Here is a 20,199-nt window from a genome sequence, read left to right as displayed (position 1 = left end):
TACAGTTCACGCGGCCCGGGCATTGCTGACCGGGCCGCGCAAATTCTGCCTGGAATCTGGTGTCGCGCCCATGCAGGCACAAACCACGTCGATCCACAGTAAAACGCTATTGTAGCTTACTTCTTCTTCTTAGGCGAAAGAACCATGATCATTTGGCGGCCTTCCATCTTCGGGAACTGCTCGACCTGGCCGTACGGCTCCAGGTCGGCTTTCAGACGTTCCAGCATGCGGAAGCCAATATCCTGATGCGCCATCTCACGACCGCGGAAACGCAAGGTGATCTTGGTTTTATCGCCATCTTCGAGGAACTTGATGAGATTACGCAACTTGATATTGTAGTCACCATCATCAGTCCCCGGACGGAATTTGACTTCCTTCACGAGGATGATCTTTTGCTTCAATTTGGCTTCGTGAGCTTTCTTTTGCTCCGAATACTTAAATTTGCCGTAGTCCATCAAACGGCACACCGGTGGCTGCGCGGTAGGCGCAATTTCCACCAGGTCGACGTTTGCCTCTTCCGCCAGGCGGAAGGCTTCAGCCAAACTTACGATACCGAGTGGCTCGTTATCGACCCCGCTTAAACGCATTTCAGGGGCAGTGATTTCGCCATTGATGCGATGTGACTTGTCAGTAGCTATTGTAATTTCCTTTAAAAATCTTGTAAGACGGTCGTGCAGCGAGTTTCCTCGTCAGGCCTTGGTGTCGACTTCATGTTTGAGTCGCTCAATCAGGGCATCGACGGACATGACGCCCAGATCGACATTGCCCCGCGCCCGCACGGCCACTGTATTCGCATCCCGCTCTTTGTCGCCAATCACTAAGATGTAAGGCAATTTTTGTACGGAATGTTCACGTATTTTATAGGTAATCTTCTCGTTACGCAAATCAGCCTGTACGCGCAGCCCCGCTTTGCGCAGTTTTGTTGTAACTTCCTGTACATAGTCGGCTTGAGCGTCGGAAATATTCAACACCGACACTTGCACTGGCGACAACCACAGCGGCATGGCGCCCGCATAGTGTTCGATCAGGATGCCGATGAAACGTTCCAGCGAACCGACGATCGCGCGGTGCAGCATGATGGGCACCTGGCGCGTATTGTCCACGGCCACGTATTCCGCACCCAGGCGGCCCGGCATCGACGGATCGATCTGCACGGTACCCACTTGCCATGCGCGGCCCAGGCTGTCTTTCAGGTGGTATTCGATCTTCGGACCGTAGAACGCGCCCTCGCCCGGCAATTCCGTCCATTTCACGCCGCAGGCGCGCAAGGCCGAACGCAGCGATTCCTCGGCGAAATCCCACGACTCTTCCGTACCGATGCGGTTATCCGGGCGCAAGGCCAGTTTCACATCGATATTCGTGAAGCCGAAAGCCGTATACACATCCATCGCCTGCTGGTGGAACGCCGTCACTTCGCCGGCGATCTGCTCTTCCAGGCAGAAGATGTGACCATCATCCTGCGTAAAGCCGCGCACGCGCATCATGCCATGCAAGGCGCCCGACGGCTCATTGCGGTGGCATTGACCGAATTCGCCGTAGCGCAATGGCAAGTCGCGGTAGCTGCGCATGCCATTGTTGAAAATCTGGATATGACCAGGGCAATTCATCGGCTTCAGCGCATAGGCGCGGTTTTCCGATTCCGTGATGAACATGTTTTCACGGTAATTGTCCCAGTGACCGGTTTTTTCCCACAGGCCACGGTCCAGAATTTGCGGCGCCTTGACTTCCTGGTAGCCGTTGACCTGATACACATTGCGCATGTATTGCTCGACTTGCTGCCAGATCGACCAGCCTTTCGGATGCCAGAAGATCAGGCCTGGCGCTTCTTCCTGGAAATGGAAGAAATCGAGCTGCTTGCCCAATTTGCGGTGATCGCGCTTTTCCGCCTCTTCCAGATTGTGCAGGTACAGTTCCTGGTCTTCCTTCTTGGCCCAGGCCGTGCCATAGATACGCTGCAGCATCTCGTTTTTCGAGTCGCCGCGCCAGTAGGCGCCGGCCAGCTTCATCAGCTTGAAGACTTTCAGCTTGCCCGTCGATGGCACGTGGGGGCCGCGGCACAAGTCCGTGAACTTGCCTTCGGAATACAGCGACACCTCCTGGTCGGCGGGAATCGAGCCGATCAGCTCCGCCTTGTACGCCTCGCCGATACCCTTGAAGTATTCGATGGCTTCGTCGCGCGCGACAACCTTGCGCGTGACTTGCTCATCCTTCTTGGCCAGTTCCGCCATTTTCTTTTCGATCGCCGTCAAATCTTCGGGCGTGAACGGACGCTTGTAGGCGAAATCATAGTAAAAGCCGTTGTCGATCACGGGACCGATGGTCACTTGCGCGTCAGGGAACAATTCCTTGACAGCATACGCCAGCAAGTGGGCCGTCGAGTGGCGGATCACTTCCAGGCCGTCCGCGTCCTTGTCCGTGACAATCGCCAGTTCCGCGTCCTGCTCGATCAGATAGGAAGTATCGACCAGTTTGCCGTCGACCTTGCCGGCCAGCGCAGCCTTGGCCAGACCGGTACCAATATTGGCCGCAACCTGGGCCACGGTGACCGGGCCGTCGAATTGACGGGCGGAACCATCGGGAAGTCGGATTGTAAGCATATTGATCTCCATATCGGCGCTGGCGCCAGGTAAAACTGCAATGTGATGGGTAAAATACTGAAAGGAAAACGCAGACGCAAAAAAACGCGGACTAGCCGCGTTTTTCACTTTCTTGAGACAAAGGAAACCCGTTCGACTAGCGTCACTCCCAAAGCTTGGTAGTAGTTCGCGGTGTCATAACCGGTTTTACCTTTCTCTCTAACTGCATTCTGGTGGGCGGTGAGGAATTCGAATCCCCGACCCCTTGGATGTCGACCAAGTATTCTAACCAGCTGAACTAACCGCCCGTAAAACTTTTGTTGATCATTGTATTTCAAATGACCGCTTGCGGCTTGCGCCAGCTTAAAAACCATCTACTGCCAAATTCTGGTGGGCGGTGAGGAATTCGAATCCCCGACCCCTTGGATGTCGACCAAGTATTCTAACCAGCTGAACTAACCGCCCCGAAGACCAGCATTATAGAGAGGCTTTCCCAGAATGACAAGGGCTGTTTTACAGGAAACTTTAATCACTCTCCGGGCGTCAGCCCCCTTTATATAGAGTAGGCCCTGCGCACGCGGAATGCCGCTAGAATCGCGGCATGAACTCCACCATATTAGCCTGGCTGAAAACCCTGAGCCGCATCTGCGGTTTTGAAACGGCCGACTCCTTCCCCCCCGGCCACCCGTATGCACGCACGCACTGGGAAGCCGCGTATTTCGATATCGCCTCCGACGTAAAACCTGACGAGATCGAACGGCGCATTTGCGCGGCCATTGCCAATACGCCGAGCGTCTTCGCCTACATCACCAATCCCACGCCGCGCATGCAGCGCGCGCTGCTGAACGTGATCCACGACCGGCTGCGGCGCCAGCCCGGCGCGGGCGCCACGGACCTGGTCTTGTTATTGATCCATGCCTACGCCAGCGACCACATCACGGAAGCCGTACCCGGCCTGCGCGCCCTGATCTGCAACACGGAGCACGAAGACACGAATCTGCGCGTGCATGCCATCCTGGAATTGCTGGTGGGCACGCCACGGGGGCTCGATGTAATCGACATGTAGCCGTCACGCATGATTCGCGGGAACGTAGCGCGCCCGCAAGCGCATGAACGGCGTTTCCACCAATCTATATAAGAGCCAGCCCGTGACGATGCTCACAGCGATACTGACCAGTATCGCCGTGAGGCCATCCGGCCCGTAGCCAAAGTCTTGCAACAAGGGGCGCAGCAAAATGCACAGCTGCTTGTGCAGCAGATAGATCGCATACGACCACAAGGCCAGGCTGGCCGCACCGGGCACGCGCAGTTGATACAAAGCACTGGCGGGACTCAGCGCGGCGATCAGCAATAAAGTAAAACTGGCGGCCAGGGCCGGATAGCCGAACACCGTCACCCAATAGCCATAGTGATCGGTGAGAAACACATAAAACATCAGCGCCGTGCCCGCGATTCCCGCCAGCAAGCTGCGGTTACCGTAAGAGGTCAGGCGCGACCAGGCGCCAGGGTGGTAGTTCTTCAGCAGCGCCAGCGCCACGCCCGCCACTAGCTCGTCAAAGCGGCACCACGACGCGTAATAAATATACTTGTAATACCCGAGGCCGCCGCGCGGCACTTGCACGTATTCATCCCACAAATAGGCGCGCACCAGCATGCCGACGATAAAGCTGGCGGCCACGGCCAGCCAGGCCCACAGCAGCGACTTGCGGCAGGCGGCGATCACCAGGGCCACGGCCGGCAGCAGCACATAGAACTGTTCTTCCACGCACAAGGACCACGCATGCGAAAACGCCGTACCCGGCGTCAGATTGATGTTTTGCGTAAAGGTCAGGAATTTCCACAGGGGCAGCAGCGCGCTATCGCCGCGGAACGCGGGCCACAAGTAATACAGGGCCAGCACGGCATAAAAACTGGGCAAGGTGCGCAGGAAGCGCCGCGCATAGAAACGCGGCAAGGAAAATCCATGTTCGCTGCGCAAGGCCGCAAAAATCTGGTTGCCGATCAGATAACCGCTGAGGGCAAAGAACAGGTCCACGCCCACCCAGCCGATTTCTCCCCAGAAACCAAACGCCCCATCCTCGCTAACGAACAGCAAATAATGGTTCATGAAGACAAGCACGATGGCCAGCGCGCGCAAGGTATCGAGGCCGTACAGGCGGGAAGGATGGGACGTACTGGACATGGAATCGGCAAGGGAAAACAACGGTGGCGCCGATCATGCCACGCCGCACGCCGCCATGGCCAACTTTTTACAGGCGTCCACGGGGAATCCCGCTAAAATATGCCGATCCCGCTTTCCCTTCCCGCAACAGCATAGGATATGTCCAGCATGAGCAGCGCACTCCACTTCAAATCCATCAACTACACGGGCCAGGGCAGCGGCCCGCGCCTGATCGTCACGGGCGCCGTGCACGGCAATGAAACCTGCGGCACCAAGGGCATTCACCGCGTGATGGCTGAACTCGACAGCGGCGCCCTCTCCATCGTGGCCGGCAGCGTCACCTTCGTGCCCATCACCAATCCGCTGGCCTATGCCAAGGGCGTGCGCAGCGGCGACCGCAACCTGAACCGTAATCTGTTCCCGAACGACAATCCGCAGGATTTCGAAGACCGCATCGCCAATTGGCTGTGCCCGCTGTTGGGCCAGCACGACGTGCTGCTGGACTTGCACTCGTTCAATGCCGACAGCCAGCCCTTCGTCATGGTCGGACCACGCAACAACGACGGCCCGCTGCAACCGTTTAAACATGAAGAAAAGGAACGCGCGCTGGCGCGCCGCCTGGGCGTGCGCCGCTTCGTCGACGGCTGGCTGCATGCGTACGGCCAGGGCGTGCAGCGCCGCCTGGGCAATAGCGACCAGGTGGGCCTGGTCTTGCGCTACGGCGTGGGCACGACGGAATACATGCGCTCGACGGGCGGCTACGCCTTGACCCTGGAATGCGGCCAGCACGCGGACCCGGCCGCGCCGGATGTTGCTTACCGCGCCATCATGAACACCTTGGCTTTTTTGGGTTTCATCGACGCGCCGCAGCCGGAAGCGATCGCCGACGCCGACATGGAAGCGCTGAACATGGTCGTCGTGCACGACAAGCTCGATGCGGGCGACCGCTTCATCAAGACCTGGTCCAGCTTTGACAAGGTCAAACAGGGCGAGCAGATCGGCGTGCGCGCGGACGGCACGCCCGTGACGGCCGAATTCGACGCCTACATCCTGTTCCCGGACGTCAATGCGGCGGCGAATGCGGAGTGGTATTACCTGGCAAGGGTCGCCGCCAGCTTTTGATTAGAGCCTATTCCAGTAGGGAGCGTCATCTGCTGGTAGTTCATCAGGAGCGCGGACAAGGCGTGAGGAGGACGCGTGGCGAGCCACGCGACGACGATCAACGCAGTTCCCCGCTTCTGAGGGGCGCCAGCAGGGGATGTATTCAGCTACTGGGATAAGCTCTTAGTGGCCGACCGACTTGGAAAACAAGTTAATGACAAGCACGCCGGCAATGATCAGCCCCAGGCCGATCAAGGCCGGCGTGTCGAGGCTTTGCTTGAACCAGAACCAGCCGACGGCGGAAATGAGCACGATACCCACGCCCGACCAGATGGCGTACACGATGCCGGTAGGAATGACCTTCAAGGTCAGGGACAAGCACCAGAAGGCGATGCTGTAGCCAATCACGGTGATGACACTGGGCCACAAGCGACTGAAGCCCTCGGACGCCTTCAAGGCGCTGGTGGCGATGACTTCGGCGATGATGGCGATAGCCAGGTAGAAATACGTCATGGCGAGACTCATGCTGGCATCCTTTATTGTGGGCTGAGCAGTTTCAAGCCCAGGATGCCCGACACGATCAGGGCGATGCAGGCGATGCGCGCGGCGCTGGCCGGCTCGCCCAGCACCATGATGCCGAAGATGGCCGTGCCGACGGTGCCGATGCCCGTCCAGATGGCGTAGGCCGTGCCCAGTGGCAAGGTGCGCAGCGCCAGGCCCAGCATCACTACGCTGCCCAGCATGGAAATGGCGGTCAATACGGATGGCACGAGGCGGGTAAAGCCGGCACTGTATTTGAGGCCGATGGCCCAGCCGATTTCCAGCAAGCCCGCCAATACCAGAATGATCCACGCCATACTTTTCTCCCGAGGCGGCAGGGTCGTCCCCGCCATACAGCCCCGTCATCGAGCAGGGTCGTCCCCACTGGAGCAAAGGGAAAAGTATACCATTGGGCGAAAACTCTTGCCGTCAGCACATTTTTCTAGTGCGGCCGCTCCAATCGAAAGTTGCCAAAAAACATGCTGATGGCAGCATAATTGCCGCATCCATTCACTTTCGGGAACAATGATGCTACTTATGGCCCAAATCCTTACCGCCCTCATCCTGCTGCTGCACGTCTACATCGTGCTGCTGGAAACCGTGCTGTTCGATGCGCGCGGACGCAAGGTGTTTGGCCTGTCCAAGGAAAAGGCGGAGATCGTGCGTCCCGCCATGTCGAACCAGGGTTGCTACAACGGCTTTCTCGTCGCCGCCCTGGCGCTGGGCTTTTTTCACCCGGACGCGGCCATCGCCTATGCATTCACCGTGTTCGGCCTGGCGTGCATCGCCGTGGCCGGCGTGTGGGGCGCAGCGACCGTCATGACGCGCATCCTCTACCTGCAAACCGTGCCTGCCGTCATCGCCCTGCTGCTGTTCCACTTCGCCTGATACCTGCCAGGGCGGCCAGCCGGCCGCCCTGGCCCGCTCAGCACTGCCTGCGCATACCCCAAATGGGTGATGTTTCCAAAAAACATGCCCGATACAATTCCTTGTAGCAAAAATACCACCAGACACATGGTGGCAAGTCACAGTCCACAGGGGAAATCATGCAAGCACATCCAACCACCTTTGCCGTCACATTGCTCGGCTGCCTCATGCTGTCCGCCTGCGGTGGCGGCGGCAGCGACGGCAGTGGTTCCGGCAGCGGTTCCACCAGCGCCGGCGGCACCAGCGGCACCTCGGCAAACTGCCAGTACAGCAACCTGATCAGCGATACGGAACGCAAGCAGGCCAGCGCCTGCGGCATCCAGGTATCGGGCAACTACGCCCAGGCGGACTCGGGATACGACAGCGTGGTCGCCGCCTGCAAACAGGGGCAGAAAACCGTTGCCGATACCTATTACAGCGGCACGTACCAGAAAATGGTCGACTACGCGCGCTCCGTGAGCAAGGAGCTCGGCTGCGGGCAAAACAATGGCCCAACCTTGCCCAACAACACGACGGCAAGCAACTACAATTTCTGTGTCAAGAGCACCACCGTCAGTGGTAAGCTCAGCTATGAAGGCGCTTGCTACGGTCCCGTCAAATCGGGCGAAGGCGGCTGCGGCAGCGGCTATAACTATGTCAGCCAGTATGCCAGCCTCAGCACGTGCACATCCGGCGGCAAAAGCTGGCTGGAATCGCGCTAGGGAAGCCGGGCGGCCGTAGCAAGGGCCGCCCCCAGATGTGTCTTGTCCACCGCTTGCCGCCATGAGGATCGCCAATGACGCCATCGCTCGCCGTCGCCAGCCAGGCACTGACTGCCCTGATCTACGAAGCGGCCACGCGGCATGGCGCCTGGTCGCAATTCCTCGCCGCCTTTGCGCGACAACTGAAATCGCACGCGGGTTTGATCTGGGCCAATGATTTCAGCAACCGCTCGGTCGACGTCCAGCTGCCCGGCAGCGGCCTGTCCGCCACGTATGGCTTCGAGTCGGATGCCATGGCCAGCTTTGCCAGCTATTACGGCGCGCGCAATGTCTGGCTGGAAGACGCCACCCTGCACCGCGAGGGTGCCGTCGTCACCGGCTCCATGCTGTTTCCCGACCATTGCCTGAAGAAAACCGAATACTGGAACGACTGGCTGCGCCCGCAAGACATCTTTTATACGGCGGCGGCCATCGTCGAACTGCGCGCCGAGCGCTCCACCAATGTCACCGTGGTGCGCCGCGAACAGGCGGGCGCCTATGACGCGGGCGAACTGGCGCTGGTCCGCAGCCTGATGCCGCATTTGCAAACGGCCTTTGCCCTGCAGCGCAAGCTGCGCCGGCTGGAAGTGCTGTCCCAGAGTTCCACGCAGGTGCTGGAATTGCTGCCGTTTGGCGTGCTGCTGCTCGATGCCACGTCGCAACTGCTGTACGCCAACGAGCGAGCACTGGCCATGACGGCGTCGACGCGGCTGCTGCAGCTGCGCGAAGGCGCACCCCTGTATTGCCCGCGCGAAGCGGACAACGGCGCGCTGCGGCGCATGCTGCACGAGGCGGCCCAAACGGGCACGACGGCGGCAGGCGGTCCCGGCGGCGTGCTCAACCTGAATGGATTGACGGGCGAACAGCTGCGCCTGCGCGTCACGCCCCTGCCTTCCTGGCACAGTCCGTTCGGCTCGGCCAGCGCCATCGCCGTTTTCCTCAGCGATAGCAGCGACCTGATCACCTCCCTGGCCGCCACCCTGCGCAATTTCTATGGCATGACGGTGGCCGAGGCGCGCCTGACGGAAGCGCTCGTCAACGGCTATTCCTTGCAGGAATACGCCGAACGACAGCGCATTTCCATCCACACGGCGCGCACGCAGATCAAGAGCGCCACAGCCAAGGCCGGCGCCCAGCGCCAGGTGGATCTGGTGCGCATCGTGCTGACGGGCCCGGCCGTGCTGCAGCGCAATCCCCTACCCGCCTGAATCCGTTCAAAAACGCGCGCCGCCAGCACGCTTTTCATTTATATCGTAAGATAGATATATCGTAAAACAGCGATATTAGAATTGAACAACTACGATATATACATCGCTGAAAAGCGAATTGTATGTTCAGGAGAAACAATATGGATATCGACGCCATCCACAAGGCGCTGGCCAATCCGGTGCGCCGGCAGATTTTGCAATGGCTGAAAGAGCCGCAGCTGTATTTCCAGGAGCAGGATCACCCGCTGCACCTGGGCGTGTGTGCCGGCCTGATCGACCGCCGCCTGAACCTGTCGCAATCGACGGTCTCGGCGCACCTGGCCAGCTTGCAGAAGGCAGGCCTGATTTCGGCCACCAAGGTGGGCCAATGGAGTTTCTTCAGCCGCAATGAAGCCACCATCGCAGCCTTCCTCGAACACATGCAGCAAGGTTTGTAAGCACATAGTTCATCTTGACAACCCCGTCTCAACACCGCCTGAACGGCACCCACAAGGACAATCATGGCAACTTTATTCGACCCCATCACCATCGGCAGTCTGCAACTGAAAAACCGCATCATCATGGCGCCGCTGACGCGTTCGCGCGCCGGCAACCCGGGCCGCGTGCCCAACGCCCTGATGACCGAGTACTACACGCAGCGCGCTTCGGCCGGCATGATCATCTCGGAAGCGACGGCAGTCACGCCCCAAGGCGTGGGCTATGCCGACACGCCGGGCATCTGGTCCGAAGAACAGGTGGAAGGCTGGAAACACATCACCCAGGCCGTGCATGACGCAGGCGGCTTGATCGTATTACAACTGTGGCATGTGGGCCGCATTTCCGCCCCCGTCTTCCTCGATGGCGACTTGCCCGTGGCGCCCAGCGCCGTCAAGCCGGCCGGCCACGTCAGCCTGCTGCGCCCGAAACAGGAATTCGTCACGCCACGCGCGCTGGACACGGAAGAGATCCCCGGCATCGTGGCAGCCTACCGCCTGGGCGCCGAAAATGCGAAAAAAGCCGGTTTCGACGGCGTGGAAATCCACGGTGCGAATGGTTATTTGCTCGACCAGTTCCTGCAAGACAGCACCAACTTGCGTACCGACAACTATGGCGGCTCGGTTGAAAACCGCGCCCGTTTGATGCTGGAAGTGACGGACGCCTGTATCGACGTATGGGGCGCCGACCGGGTCGGCATGCATCTGGCACCACGCCGCGATGCGCACGACATGGGCGATTCCGACCCGCGCGCCACTTTCGGCTATGTGGCACGCGAGCTGGGCAAGCGCGGCATCGCCTTCATCTGCGCCCGCGAAGCGCTGGGTGACGACCGCCTAGGCCCGTACCTGAAGCAGGAATTTGGCGGCGTGTACATTGCCAATGAGAAAATGGACAAGGCGGCGGCCGAAGCCCTGCTGGCCAACGGTGAAGCCGATGCCGTGGCCTTTGGCCTGTGGTTCATCGCCAACCCCGACCTGCCCATCCGCCTGCACAGCGACGCGCCATTGAATCCCCTGAACCCGGATACCCTGTACGCAGCGGACGCTGCCGGTTACACGGACTACCCGGCACTGGCGGTACAAGCCTGAACGGCTCCCTGAGGCTCCCTGAGACTCCCTGAGAATACCCTGAGAGCTCCCTGAGCGGCACTAAGCTGCTCATCCCCGCTCATCCCCCACTGGCTGCGGACGCAACGATACCAACGCAACTCACTGCGTGACGATCGCGGCGCCCGCCGTTTTCGCCGCTTTTTTTAATGACACCGCCGCTCCCCATCGTCAGCGCCATCGGCGCCGTGCCGGCCGGGCCGGACGACGCGCCTGCACGCTGCTGAAGACCCGGCGTATCACCTCGACCGGTACCGCGTGTTCGCGCAAATAGGCTGTCGCTACCGTCCGTCCCAGGGTGTGATGAAAAGCGACGCCCCGCTCGACGAGCTCGGCCATCGCTTTGTCCGTTCGCACATGCTCCCCATTTACATCGTCGATGTTGTTTTTCATGCCATGGCTCCATGTCGGGTGGATCAACGCTGCGTCAAGTTTTGACCACATTGTGCGCATTTAGTGCCCGACACAGTGACCAAGCATCGTTAAAATAGCGGCAGCAACCGCCTCGACACCGCATGAATAGCGGCCTCGGCTGCTTGTCGCCATCGCCAGCCCCGTATAGAATGCCTGCGCAGAATTTTTGCTTCAAGGAAAATGGCCACCAGCGCCATCCCATTAAGAACAGTGTCACTGAAGGGTATCAATGGACGATTTATTTGTAAAAGCGGGCGACTTGCCGACCTGGCACCAGCGCTGCGCGCTGCGCGTGCTGCACCTGTTTGGCTGGCGCATGCGCTTCCGTCCCCTGCCGGGACCGCGCGGCATCGCCGTCGTCTACCCGCACACATCCAACTGGGATTTCATGGTGGGCCTGTTCGGCAAATGGGCGCTGTCCCTGCCATTTCGCTGGCTGGCCAAGGATTCCCTGTTCCGCGGCCCGATGGGCAAGGTGCTGCGCTACCTCGGCGGCGAACCCGTCGACCGCAGTACCACCAGCGGCACGATCCAGCGCCAGGCCGAGCGCATGCTGGCCGCCGACTGGTACTGGCTGGCCATCACGCCGGAAGCGACGCGCAGCTACCGCCCGAACTGGAAAAGCGGCTTTTATCACCTGGCCCTGGCCGCCAAGGTGCCGCTGTTGTTGGTGTATATCGACTACCCGAACAAGGTGCTGGGCGTCGTCGACCATATCTATCTGACGGGCGACAAGGACGCCGACATGGCCGCCATCGCTGCCGTGTATGCGGGCCATCAGGGCTTGCATCCTGAAAAGGCGGCGCCCATCGTGCTGTCGGAACGTCGCCCCGGCGCTTAATTCATTCCCATCAGCACCACGCCGGCAGCCGTCAAGGCCACGCCGGCCACACGCAGCATGCGCTCGGCCAGTACCTGGCCGATGAAACGTCCCGCCCCCAGCAAGATGGCCGAAGCCAGCAGGAAACCGCACGCGGCCGAGGCAGCCGGCAATTCCTGGCCATGCGCATTGCCATGCGCCAGCGCAAACATGCCCACCAATCCCATGCCCAGCCAGTTCGGCAAGGCCAGCGCCAGCGCGATGGCCAGTCCCACCAGCGCCACCGTGGCGGCGATACCCGTTTCCAGCCCGGGTACCGCCACGCCCGCCATGCCGACCAGCGCGCCGAGCAGCATCATGCCGAGGAAAGTGGCGGGCTGGGCCAAGCCGCGGCGCTGCTGGCCGCCCCAGATGCCCACGCCCAGCATGGCCAGCAAATGGTCGATGCCCGTGAACGGATGGGCGAAACCGGCCAGGAAACCGGCGCTCTCGCCATGGCCGGGGTGGGCCATGGCGGGCAAGGCCAGCAGGCACAGCGCCGCCACGGCGGCCGTATTCTTCATCAGTCTTGCGCTCATTGCAGCTCCTTGCCTGGTTGATCGAGCAAACCTTGCTCGCGGATAAAGTCGATAACGATCTGCACGCCGTCGCCGCTGCGCAGGTTGGTGAACACGAAGGGGCGCTCGCCGCGCATGCGTTTGGCATCCTGCGCCATGATGTCCAGATTGGCCCCCACATACGGCGCCAGGTCCGTCTTGTTAATAATGAGCAAATCGGAACGCGTGATGCCGGGCCCGCCCTTGCGCGGAATTTTTTCGCCGCCGGCCACGTCGATCACATAAATGGTGAGGTCCGACAATTCCGGACTGAAGGTGGCGGCCAGATTGTCCCCGCCCGATTCGACCAGGATCAAATCGAGATTCGGAAAATCTGCCTGCATGCGCGCGATCGCTTCCAGGTTGATGGACGCGTCTTCGCGGATGGCCGTGTGCGGGCAGCCGCCCGTCTCCACGCCCATCAGGCGCTCGGCCGGCAAGGCATCCGCGCGCAGCAGGATTTCCATGTCTTCCTTGGTGTAGATGTCATTCGTGATGACGGCCATGTCGTAGCGCTCGCGCATGCCCTTGCACAGCATTTCGCACAGGGCCGTCTTGCCCGAACCGACGGGCCCGCCGATGCCTACGCGCAGGGGGTTTGAGGTAATCGATGTCATGTTGTTGTCTCTCGTAGTAGTGTTCAGGAGCGGTACAGGCGGCTGTACTGCACTTCGTGCCGCATCGACAGCAGCGACAGGCCGGGCGCCCAGTTGCCCATCTCGTCGTCTGGTAACGTCTGCGCCGTGAGGGCCGCCGCTTCCAGCTCCGGCCGCAGCGACAGCAATAGCCGCTGGCCCGCCACCTGTCCCAGCGGCACGGATTTCACGCAGACGAGCACCTGGTTTTCCGCCCACGCAAACAGCATGGCCAGCAGCGCCTGCTCGCGCGGAATGGCCAGTGCCGCCACGGCGCAGGCATAGGCCGTGGGCAAGGCCACTTCCGGCTGCCCCTGCAGCATGTCGATCAGAACGCCGTCGGCCACGCCCAGCTCGGCCAGCAGGCGGGTCAAGGAATAGCCCATCTGGATGGTTTCGGCGCGAAATTCCGCCGTGTCGCGCGAAGCGATGAAACGCTCGCTCCAGCGCTGCACGGCGCACAAATCCTGTGCTTCGAACGCTTGCATCAAGCGCCAGCACAGCGGCGCTTCCCAGCGCGCCACCACGTGCGTCAGATGCTGGGCGATCCACGCGCGCGCCGTGGCCGCATCCACTACCAGGCCGGATTCGAGCGCCGCCTCCAGCCCCTGCGAATAGCTGTAGGCGCCGATCGGCAGGGCCGGGCTGGCGAACTGCAGCAGATGCAGCAGGGCCGACGCCTGCATCAGACGGTGCCCGGGGTATCGCCGGGGCGGTGGATTTTCTGCCGCAGCGGCACGGGCGCCAGCAAATGCTGGCCATGGCCGTCGTGGTGGCCATGGCCGCCGCCATACGCGCCCGCTTCCGGCTCGAACGGCGCGCTTTCTTCCGTCACAGTCGCTTGCAAGCCTTCCAGCATCTCCTTGAGCACCACGTCCTTGCGGATGCGCAAAAAGCCGTCGCCCACCTGCGCCTGCGTGTGGCGGTTCCCCAGGTGAAAAGCGCAGCGCAGCAGGGTATGCGCGTCCGCGCAGCGCACCAGATAGGTTGGCTCGCGCGCGGCGACGATCTGCACCACCTGGCCATCCGGCCCCGTCATGCGCTCGCCGTCGCGCAGCACCGTGCCGCGCACGGTAAACACGGCCACGTCGTCGCCAGTCGACAGCACGGCGCGCAGCCGGCATTTTTCGCGCTGATCGTAGGGCAGCACCAGTTGCGCAAACGGCGCGCGTTCATCGCCAGGTGCCAGCTTGGTATGCAATGTGAGCATGATTGTCTCCTGCTTAAAATAGAAAATAGCGCTGCGCCATCGGCAGCACGGCGGCCGCCTCGCACACGAGCAGCTGGCCGTCGGCGCGCACGGCGTAGGTTTCCGGGTCCACTTCCATGTGCGGCGTGGCGCTGTTGTGGATCATGTCGTGCTTGCGCAAGCCGCGCATGTTCTTCACGGCGATGACGGATTTATTCAGTTTCAGCTGGTGGCCGATATCGAGCTCGTAGGCCGCCTGCGAGACAAACGTAAACGACTTTTTCAGGCCGCCGCCGAAGGCGCCGAACATCATGCGATAGTGCACGGGCTGCGGCGTGGGGATCGAGGCGTTCGGGTCGCCCATCTGCGCGGCCGCGATCATGCCGCCTTTTAGAATCATCGAGGGCTTGACGCCGAAGAAGGCCGGCTTCCACAGCACGATGTCGGCGATCTTGCCCGCCTCGATCGAGCCCACCACGTGCGAGATCCCATGCGTGATGGCCGGGTTGATCGTGTACTTGGCGATGTAGCGCTTGGCGCGGAAATTGTCGCTGCGCGCCGTATCGGGCGCCAGCGGCCCCCGCTGCACCTTCATCTTGTGCGCCGTCTGCCAGGTGCGCATGATCACTTCGCCGACTCGCCCCATGGCTTGCGAGTCGGACGACATCATCGAGATGGCACCGATGTCGTGCAGGATGTCTTCCGCGGCGATGGTTTCGCGGCGGATGCGCGACTCGGCAAAGGCCACGTCTTCGGCAATCGCCGGGTCCAGGTGGTGGCACACCATCAGCATGTCCAGGTGCTCGTCGAGCGTGTTGACGGTGAAGGGCCTCGTGGGATTGGTCGACGAAGGCAGCACGTTGGCCTGGCCCACGGCGGCGATGATGTCGGGCGCATGGCCGCCACCCGCCCCTTCCGTGTGAAACGTGTGGATGGTGCGGTCCTTGAAGGCGGCCAAGGTGTGTTCGAGAAAACCGCCTTCGTTGAGGGTATCGCTGTGCAGCGCCACCTGGATATCCATGCGGTCCGCGACGGACAGGCAATTGTCGATGGCGGCCGGCGTGCTGCCCCAGTCTTCGTGCAGTTTCAGCCCGATGGCGCCCGCGCGCACCTGCTCTTCCAGCGGCAGCGGCAGGCTGACGTTACCTTTCCCCATGAAGCCCAGATTCATCGGGAAAGCATCGGCCGCCGCCAGCATGGCGTGCAGGTGCCACGGCCCCGGTGTGCAAGTGGTGGCGGCCGTGCCCACGGCCGGTCCCGTGCCCCCGCCCAGCATGGTGGTCACGCCGCTCATCAGCGCTTCCTCGATCTGCTGCGGGCAGATGAAGTGGATGTGGGTATCGACGCCGCCGGCCGTGACGATCATGCCTTCGCCGGCGATGATCTCGGTGGCGCCGCCAATAGCCAGGGTCACGCCGGGCTGGATGTCCGGATTGCCCGCCTTGCCGATGCCGAAGATCAGCCCGTTTTTCAAGCCGATGTCCGCCTTCACGATGCCCCAGTGGTCGAGGATGACGGCATTCGTGATGACGGTATCCATCACCTCGGCAGCGCTGCGCTGCGACTGGCCCATGCCGTCGCGGATCACCTTGCCGCCGCCGAACTTCACCTCTTCGCCGTAGATCGCATAGTCATGCTCGACCTCGATGAACAATTCCGTGTCGGCCAGGCGGATGCGGTCCCCTTTGGTGGGGCCGAACATTTCGGCATACGCGCTGCGGGGAATGCTGGCCATCTCAATCCTTTCCCGGTGGAGTATCTTGCAGTTCGCCCATCACTGCGCCATTGAAGCCGTAGACCTTGCGCTCGCCCGCCAGCGCCACCAGTTCCACCGTGCGCTGCTGGCCCGGCTCGAAGCGCACGGCCGTGCCGGCCGTGATATTGAGGCGCATGCCGTAGGCGCGCCAGCGCTCGAAGGACAGCGCAGGGTTGACTTCGAAAAAGTGGAAATGCGAGCCCACCTGGATAGGCCGGTCGCCCCGGTTGGCCACTACCACGGTGGCCGTGGCGCGTCCGACATTCAAGCTGATTTCGCCTTCTTCCAATTTGTATTCGCCTGGGGTCATGACCGGCTCCTGTAATGTCGCTTGGTTGGTTAAGGTATCGGGTGGTGCACGGTGACCAGCTTGCTGCCGTCGGGGAAGGTCGCCTCCACCTGGATATCGGGGATCATCTCGGCGATGCCGTCCATGACGTCGGCGCGCGAGAGTATCTTCGTGCCGTCCGACATCAGCTGCGCCACCGACTTGCCATCGCGCGCCCCTTCCATGATGGCCGCGCTGATCAGGGCCACCGCTTCCGGATAATTCAACTTCAAGCCGCGCGCCAGGCGCCGTTCGGCCAGCAGCGCGGCCGTAAAAATGAGCAGCTTGTCTTTTTCGCGGGGAGTCAGGTCCATGTTTTTCCTTGCGCTTCTTTCCTGATTAAGTGTTCCAGATGCGGGGCACGACGGCGTCGCGCCCCAGCATGGCGGGACGCAGCAGCTGCCAGGCGGCCAGCATGATGCGGCGCGCCGCCTCGCTGTCGCCGCACAGCAGGCGCACCGCCACCAGCGATTTCATGTGCGTGGCGCCAAACGCGGCGCCGTCCGGCACGGCGATCTCGCGCACGGCCGCCAGCACGGCGGCAGAAACTGGCGTGCCGATGGCGATCAGGGTGGCACACACGGTGTGGCCTCCCAGGCCCAGCGGGCTGGCCATCAGCGCGCCGCCGGCGGCCAGCACGCCCTGCTCCCACCACAGCAGCTTGCCGCCGCGGCGGATCCGCACCTGCTGGCTGATGCTGCCCGTATTGAACATTTCGCCCGAGGCGCTGCGGCCCAGGCAGACGATGTCGCAGCCGATGTAGCTGGCGTCGGCCGCCAGTTCCACTTCATGGCGCAGGCGCACGCAAGCCTGGTCGAAGAAAATGCTCTCCTGCGGCAGCCACTCGATGGCCGCGCCGCTGGCGGCGCGCAGCATGATGTGCTGGCCCGAGACATGGCCGTTGGCGCGGTACCACTTGGCGGCGCCCGGGGACGTGAGCAAGGCGTGCGCGCCCTCGCCCACCGTGGCGTCGACGGCCAGCTGGTCGCCGCCCACCACGCCGCCGGGCGGATGGATGATGATGGCGTGGCAGACGCGATCGCCCTCCGGATAAAGGGGCTTTTGCACGCGCAGGGGGCCGCTGTGCGTACGCTCGACGAGGCGGCTGACGCCATCGTGCAGCGCAAAGCCCAGGCGCAAATGCGCCTGCCAGGCGCCGTGCGCGCTGGCCTGCAAAAGCATGGCTGGAGGGGTACTGTCTGGCATGCGGGGCAATCGCGTAAATAAGCGATTACCTAAGCAGGATATGTGCCAGCGTCAGGGGAAATAAAAGTGAGAATCGTGCACCGCGCTGCAGCGAACGCACCGGCATGGTGCATCGGCCGCACCGCGGCGCTTAGGCCGCCGCCACGGCCAGGGTGCGCCGTTCGCGCAGCAAGGCCGTGAAGGCTTCCGCGGCCAGGGGGCGGCTGAAGTAATAGCCCTGCATTTCGTCGCAGCCGTGTTCCGTCAAAAAATCCACCTGCTCGCGCGTTTCCACGCCTTCGGCGATGACGCGCATGTCCAGGTTGTGCGCCAGCGAGATGACGGAACGGGCGATGGCCGCATCGCTGCTGCTGGTGGTGACATCGTCGACGAACGATTTGTCGATCTTCAGCACGTCGATGGGAAAGCGCTTCAGGTAGCCCAGGCTGGAATAGCCGGTGCCGAAGTCGTCGAGCGAAATGCCCACGCCGATATCCTTCAGGCGCGTGAGGGCCGCCACGGCCTTGTCCGGATCGCCCATCACCGTGCTTTCCGTGATCTCGATGCCCAGGCAGGCGGGCGCGATGCCGTATTTGCGCAAGGCCGCCTCGACGAACGGCACCGTGCGGTCTTGCGCGAACTGCTTGCCGGACAGGTTGACGGCCACCTTGATGCTGCCCAGGCCCGCGTCGTGCCAGGCGCGGATCTGCGCGCACACGCTTTCGAGCACCCATTCGCCGATGGCCGTGATCGAGCCGTATTCCTCTGCCAGCGCGATGAACAGGCCGGGCGGCACCTTGCCCAGCACCGGATTATCCCAGCGCAGCAAGGCTTCCGCGCCCAGCAAGGCGCCCGTGCGCAAGCACATCTGCGGCTGGTAGTGCACTTCGAATTCATCGCGGCCGATGGCGCCGCGCAGCTGCTGCTGCATCGCCAGGCGGGCGCGGATATCGCTGCCCATGCGCTCCGTGAAGAAGGCGTAATGGTCGCGTCCCATTTCCTTGGCGCGCACCAGGGCCGTATCGGCGTGGCGCAGCACGTCGTCGAGGCTGTCGCCGTCGGCCGGGCACATGGCGATGCCGATGCTGGTGGTCAGCGCCAGGCGCTCGCCATCGACGCTGAGTTCTTCGCGCAAGCCGGCCAGGATGGTTTGCGCCAGCCCCAGGGTGCGCCCCAGCAGGGCATCGTCCTGCAGCAGGATCTGGAATTCGTCGCCGCCCTGGCGCACCACCGTGTCGCCCTCGCGCACGCAACCGGACAGGAAACGCGCCACCACTTGCAGCGCCTTGTCGCCCACGGCCTGGCCGTGCGAATCGTTGATGTTCTTGAAGCGGTCCAGGTCCAGGCACATCAGCACCACTTGCTGGCTGTCGCGCAGGGCGTTCGCGCGCGCCTGTTCGAAGCGCTCGCGCAGCAGCACGCGGTTCGGCAAGCCCGTCAGCGCGTCGTGGTAGGAAAGGAAATCGATCAGATGCTGCTCGGCCTTGCGCTCGCTGATGTCGAGGAAGACGCCGATGTAGTTGACGACGGCGCCGTCGGGGCCGTGCACGGTGGAGGCGCTGAGCAGGCAGGGATAGGTGTCGCCGCTCTTGCGCCGCGTCTGCACCTCGCCCGACCAGCAGCCGCTGCTGCGCAAGCCCTGGCGCAGGGCCAGCAGCACCGCTTCGCCCGTGTGTTCGGCATGCAGGCGCAGGATGTCCGTGCCCACCACTTCCTGCGCCGCGTAGCCGGTGATGCGCGTAAAGGCGGGATTGGCCGTGACGATGACGCCGGCAGGATCCGTGATCAGGATGGCGTCCTGGGTCGCTTCAAAGACCTGGCCCGACAGGCGCAGCAATTCTTCATTGGCGCGGCGGATCTGCACTTCGCGCGCCAGGGTGCTGGCCACCTGTTCCAGTTCGGCAGTGCGTTCGGCCACGCGCCGCTCCAGGTTGGCGCGCTCCTGCGCCAGCTGCAGCTGCGCCCGCGCCAGACGCACGTGGGCATCGGTGCGGGCCAGGATTTCCTCGGCCTGGAAGGGCTTGGCGATGAAATCGACGGCGCCCAGCGCGAAGCCGCGCACCTTGTCGTCCGTATCATACTGGGCCGACAGGAAGATCACCGGCACCTGGCGCAGGGACGGTATCTCCTTCAGGCGGCGGCACACTTCAAAGCCGTCGAGGCCCGGCATGCGCACGTCGAGCAGGATCAGCTCGGGCGGGCGCGCCTGGGCCGTCCACAGGGCCAGTTCGCCGTTCGGCGCCTGGCGCACCGCATAGCCGGCGCCGCCCAGCAAATCGCTCAACAGCTTCAGCGAAGCCGGCGTATCTTCAACGATCAGTACTTCGCCCTTCGAATTCACTTCCGAAAAATCGCGGTGCATGTAGCAGTTCTCTCAGCTTTGGATGAGGCGCGGCGATCCGTTGCCGCGCTGGACAAGACATTTCTTTGCGATGAACTA

Annotated in this window: 23 protein-coding genes and 2 tRNA genes; 8 read left to right on the top strand and 17 right to left on the bottom strand. The window is 62.3% G+C overall.

The genetic code is table 11. The annotated features are described in order from the left end of the window. Nucleotides 1-116: 116 nt before the first annotated feature. The 4 genes from infC to IGS58_RS08995 form a co-directional block, all read right to left on the bottom strand. Nucleotides 117-677, bottom strand: a complete 561-nt coding sequence (gene infC, locus IGS58_RS09010; protein ID WP_205711303.1) for a translation initiation factor IF-3 — start codon at nt 675-677, stop codon at nt 117-119. 12 nt (nt 678-689) lie between these two features. Continuing rightward, complete coding sequence (gene thrS / locus IGS58_RS09005) at nt 690-2,597, bottom strand: threonine--tRNA ligase (protein WP_230521142.1); 1,908 nt, start codon at nt 2,595-2,597, stop codon at nt 690-692. Nucleotides 2,598-2,807: 210 nt separating this feature from the next. Then, nucleotides 2,808-2,884: transfer RNA gene (locus IGS58_RS09000), tRNA-Val, on the bottom strand. Between the two features lie 80 nt (nt 2,885-2,964). After that, nucleotides 2,965-3,041: transfer RNA gene (locus tag IGS58_RS08995), tRNA-Val, on the bottom strand. Between the two features lie 136 nt (nt 3,042-3,177). Between IGS58_RS08995 and IGS58_RS08990 the strand changes: the two genes are divergently transcribed. Continuing rightward, the gene (locus IGS58_RS08990) at nt 3,178-3,642 is read left to right on the top strand and encodes a hypothetical protein (RefSeq protein ID WP_230521141.1); all 465 of its coding nucleotides are present in this window, start codon (nt 3,178-3,180) and stop codon (nt 3,640-3,642) included. A 3-nt stretch (nt 3,643-3,645) separates the two neighbouring features. Here IGS58_RS08990 and IGS58_RS08985 read toward each other — a convergent pair whose 3' ends face one another. Beyond that, the gene (locus tag IGS58_RS08985; protein WP_230521140.1) at nt 3,646-4,758 is read right to left on the bottom strand and encodes an acyltransferase family protein; all 1,113 of its coding nucleotides are present in this window, start codon (nt 4,756-4,758) and stop codon (nt 3,646-3,648) included. 138 nt (nt 4,759-4,896) lie between these two features. Here IGS58_RS08985 and IGS58_RS08980 point away from each other — a divergent pair, with 138 nt between their 5' ends. Continuing rightward, nucleotides 4,897-5,859, top strand: coding sequence for a succinylglutamate desuccinylase/aspartoacylase domain-containing protein (locus IGS58_RS08980; RefSeq protein WP_080753417.1), 963 nt, complete (start codon nt 4,897-4,899; stop codon nt 5,857-5,859). Nucleotides 5,860-6,021: 162 nt separating this feature from the next. Here IGS58_RS08980 and IGS58_RS08975 read toward each other — a convergent pair whose 3' ends face one another. Both IGS58_RS08975 and sugE read right to left on the bottom strand, forming a co-directional pair. After that, a complete protein-coding gene (locus IGS58_RS08975) occupies nt 6,022-6,351 on the bottom strand; it encodes an SMR family transporter (protein ID WP_070280339.1) in 330 nt (109 codons plus the stop codon). A 23-nt stretch (nt 6,352-6,374) separates the two neighbouring features. Further along, on the bottom strand, nt 6,375-6,695 hold the full coding sequence (gene sugE / locus IGS58_RS08970; protein WP_034783172.1) for a quaternary ammonium compound efflux SMR transporter SugE: 321 nt from the start codon (nt 6,693-6,695) through the stop codon (nt 6,375-6,377). Between the two features lie 211 nt (nt 6,696-6,906). Here sugE and IGS58_RS08965 point away from each other — a divergent pair, with 211 nt between their 5' ends. The 5 genes from IGS58_RS08965 to IGS58_RS08945 all read left to right on the top strand — a co-directional run bounded on the left by IGS58_RS08965 (nt 6,907) and on the right by IGS58_RS08945 (nt 10,818). Then, nucleotides 6,907-7,266, top strand: a complete 360-nt coding sequence (locus IGS58_RS08965) for a DUF1304 domain-containing protein (protein WP_230521139.1) — start codon at nt 6,907-6,909, stop codon at nt 7,264-7,266. Between the two features lie 158 nt (nt 7,267-7,424). After that, nucleotides 7,425-8,006: a hypothetical protein gene (locus IGS58_RS08960; RefSeq protein ID WP_230522250.1), complete on the top strand. Its 582-nt coding sequence runs from the start codon at nt 7,425-7,427 to the stop codon at nt 8,004-8,006. Between the two features lie 74 nt (nt 8,007-8,080). Next, nucleotides 8,081-9,253, top strand: coding sequence for a helix-turn-helix transcriptional regulator (locus IGS58_RS08955; protein WP_070258084.1), 1,173 nt, complete (start codon nt 8,081-8,083; stop codon nt 9,251-9,253). 140 nt (nt 9,254-9,393) lie between these two features. Then, nucleotides 9,394-9,690, top strand: a complete 297-nt coding sequence (locus IGS58_RS08950; RefSeq protein ID WP_230521138.1) for an ArsR/SmtB family transcription factor — start codon at nt 9,394-9,396, stop codon at nt 9,688-9,690. A 63-nt stretch (nt 9,691-9,753) separates the two neighbouring features. Then, entirely contained in the window at nt 9,754-10,818 is a 1,065-nt protein-coding gene (locus tag IGS58_RS08945) for an alkene reductase (RefSeq protein WP_230521137.1), read from the top strand. 189 nt (nt 10,819-11,007) lie between these two features. On the opposite strand, the gene IGS58_RS08940 is transcribed toward IGS58_RS08945, so the two are convergent. Next, the gene (locus IGS58_RS08940) at nt 11,008-11,229 is read right to left on the bottom strand and encodes a hypothetical protein (RefSeq protein WP_034783165.1); all 222 of its coding nucleotides are present in this window, start codon (nt 11,227-11,229) and stop codon (nt 11,008-11,010) included. 250 nt (nt 11,230-11,479) lie between these two features. On the opposite strand from IGS58_RS08940, the gene IGS58_RS08935 reads away from it, so the two are divergent. Next, on the top strand, nt 11,480-12,091 hold the full coding sequence (locus tag IGS58_RS08935) for a 1-acyl-sn-glycerol-3-phosphate acyltransferase (protein WP_034783164.1): 612 nt from the start codon (nt 11,480-11,482) through the stop codon (nt 12,089-12,091). Here IGS58_RS08935 and IGS58_RS08930 read toward each other — a convergent pair. From IGS58_RS08930 to IGS58_RS08890, 9 genes are all read right to left on the bottom strand, one after another. Further along, nucleotides 12,088-12,648 (bottom strand): HupE/UreJ family protein, encoded by a 561-nt coding sequence (locus IGS58_RS08930; protein WP_230521136.1) that lies wholly within the window; start codon nt 12,646-12,648, stop codon nt 12,088-12,090. The genes IGS58_RS08935 and IGS58_RS08930 overlap by 4 nt on opposite strands. Then, on the bottom strand, nt 12,645-13,283 hold the full coding sequence (gene ureG, locus IGS58_RS08925) for an urease accessory protein UreG (protein ID WP_070258073.1): 639 nt from the start codon (nt 13,281-13,283) through the stop codon (nt 12,645-12,647). The genes IGS58_RS08930 and ureG overlap by 4 nt, the downstream gene beginning before the upstream one ends. A 23-nt stretch (nt 13,284-13,306) precedes the next feature. Continuing rightward, nucleotides 13,307-13,987 carry an urease accessory protein UreF gene (locus IGS58_RS08920; protein WP_230521135.1) on the bottom strand — a complete coding sequence of 227 codons (681 nt, stop codon included), beginning with the start codon at nt 13,985-13,987 and terminating at the stop codon, nt 13,307-13,309. Beyond that, nucleotides 13,987-14,511, bottom strand: a complete 525-nt coding sequence (ureE, locus tag IGS58_RS08915; protein ID WP_230521134.1) for an urease accessory protein UreE — start codon at nt 14,509-14,511, stop codon at nt 13,987-13,989. Before ureE ends, IGS58_RS08920 begins: the two co-directional genes overlap by 1 nt. 13 nt (nt 14,512-14,524) lie before the next feature. Beyond that, a complete protein-coding gene (gene ureC, locus IGS58_RS08910; protein WP_230521133.1) occupies nt 14,525-16,225 on the bottom strand; it encodes an urease subunit alpha in 1,701 nt (566 codons plus the stop codon). A 1-nt stretch (nt 16,226) separates the two neighbouring features. Beyond that, nucleotides 16,227-16,556, bottom strand: a complete 330-nt coding sequence (locus tag IGS58_RS08905; RefSeq protein WP_151096340.1) for an urease subunit beta — start codon at nt 16,554-16,556, stop codon at nt 16,227-16,229. 29 nt (nt 16,557-16,585) lie between these two features. Further along, nucleotides 16,586-16,888: an urease subunit gamma gene (locus IGS58_RS08900; RefSeq protein ID WP_034751936.1), complete on the bottom strand. Its 303-nt coding sequence runs from the start codon at nt 16,886-16,888 to the stop codon at nt 16,586-16,588. A gap of 25 nt (nt 16,889-16,913) precedes the next feature. Next, nucleotides 16,914-17,780: an urease accessory protein UreD gene (locus IGS58_RS08895; protein WP_230521132.1), complete on the bottom strand. Its 867-nt coding sequence runs from the start codon at nt 17,778-17,780 to the stop codon at nt 16,914-16,916. Nucleotides 17,781-17,910: 130 nt separating this feature from the next. Beyond that, the gene (locus tag IGS58_RS08890; RefSeq protein ID WP_099394092.1) at nt 17,911-20,121 is read right to left on the bottom strand and encodes an EAL domain-containing response regulator; all 2,211 of its coding nucleotides are present in this window, start codon (nt 20,119-20,121) and stop codon (nt 17,911-17,913) included. Nucleotides 20,122-20,199: the final 78 nt, after the last annotated feature.

The organism is Janthinobacterium sp. EB271-G4-7A, assembly GCF_020858075.1.
GTDB classification, from domain to species: Bacteria; Pseudomonadota; Gammaproteobacteria; order Burkholderiales; family Burkholderiaceae_D; genus Janthinobacterium; species Janthinobacterium lividum.
The sequence above is the reverse complement of the archived record's forward strand: the minus strand, read 5'-3'. Positions and strand labels throughout refer to the sequence as shown.

Bases quoted from the DNA above. Each gene is read 5' to 3' on its own strand.
- ureE (WP_230521134.1), bottom strand. From the start codon at position 14,511: ATGCTCACATTGCATACCAAGCTGGCACCTGGCGATGAACGCGCGCCG.
- thrS (WP_230521142.1), bottom strand. From the start codon at position 2,597: ATGCTTACAATCCGACTTCCCGATGGTTCCGCCCGTCAATTCGACGGC.
- IGS58_RS08895 (WP_230521132.1), bottom strand. From the start codon at position 17,780: ATGCCAGACAGTACCCCTCCAGCCATGCTTTTGCAGGCCAGCGCGCAC.
- IGS58_RS08920 (WP_230521135.1), bottom strand. From the start codon at position 13,987: ATGCAGGCGTCGGCCCTGCTGCATCTGCTGCAGTTCGCCAGCCCGGCC.
- IGS58_RS08935 (WP_034783164.1), top strand. From the start codon at position 11,480: ATGGACGATTTATTTGTAAAAGCGGGCGACTTGCCGACCTGGCACCAG.
- IGS58_RS08890 (WP_099394092.1), bottom strand. From the start codon at position 20,121: ATGCACCGCGATTTTTCGGAAGTGAATTCGAAGGGCGAAGTACTGATC.
- IGS58_RS08965 (WP_230521139.1), top strand. From the start codon at position 6,907: ATGCTACTTATGGCCCAAATCCTTACCGCCCTCATCCTGCTGCTGCAC.
- IGS58_RS08940 (WP_034783165.1), bottom strand. From the start codon at position 11,229: ATGAAAAACAACATCGACGATGTAAATGGGGAGCATGTGCGAACGGAC.
- IGS58_RS08960 (WP_230522250.1), top strand. From the start codon at position 7,425: ATGCAAGCACATCCAACCACCTTTGCCGTCACATTGCTCGGCTGCCTC.
- IGS58_RS08990 (WP_230521141.1), top strand. From the start codon at position 3,178: ATGAACTCCACCATATTAGCCTGGCTGAAAACCCTGAGCCGCATCTGC.
- IGS58_RS08930 (WP_230521136.1), bottom strand. From the start codon at position 12,648: ATGAGCGCAAGACTGATGAAGAATACGGCCGCCGTGGCGGCGCTGTGC.
- IGS58_RS08950 (WP_230521138.1), top strand. From the start codon at position 9,394: ATGGATATCGACGCCATCCACAAGGCGCTGGCCAATCCGGTGCGCCGG.
- IGS58_RS08900 (WP_034751936.1), bottom strand. From the start codon at position 16,888: ATGGACCTGACTCCCCGCGAAAAAGACAAGCTGCTCATTTTTACGGCC.
- IGS58_RS08955 (WP_070258084.1), top strand. From the start codon at position 8,081: ATGACGCCATCGCTCGCCGTCGCCAGCCAGGCACTGACTGCCCTGATC.
- ureC (WP_230521133.1), bottom strand. From the start codon at position 16,225: ATGGCCAGCATTCCCCGCAGCGCGTATGCCGAAATGTTCGGCCCCACC.
- IGS58_RS08980 (WP_080753417.1), top strand. From the start codon at position 4,897: ATGTCCAGCATGAGCAGCGCACTCCACTTCAAATCCATCAACTACACG.
- IGS58_RS08945 (WP_230521137.1), top strand. From the start codon at position 9,754: ATGGCAACTTTATTCGACCCCATCACCATCGGCAGTCTGCAACTGAAA.
- ureG (WP_070258073.1), bottom strand. From the start codon at position 13,283: ATGACATCGATTACCTCAAACCCCCTGCGCGTAGGCATCGGCGGGCCC.
- sugE (WP_034783172.1), bottom strand. From the start codon at position 6,695: ATGGCGTGGATCATTCTGGTATTGGCGGGCTTGCTGGAAATCGGCTGG.
- IGS58_RS08975 (WP_070280339.1), bottom strand. From the start codon at position 6,351: ATGACGTATTTCTACCTGGCTATCGCCATCATCGCCGAAGTCATCGCC.
- IGS58_RS08985 (WP_230521140.1), bottom strand. From the start codon at position 4,758: ATGTCCAGTACGTCCCATCCTTCCCGCCTGTACGGCCTCGATACCTTG.
- IGS58_RS08905 (WP_151096340.1), bottom strand. From the start codon at position 16,556: ATGACCCCAGGCGAATACAAATTGGAAGAAGGCGAAATCAGCTTGAAT.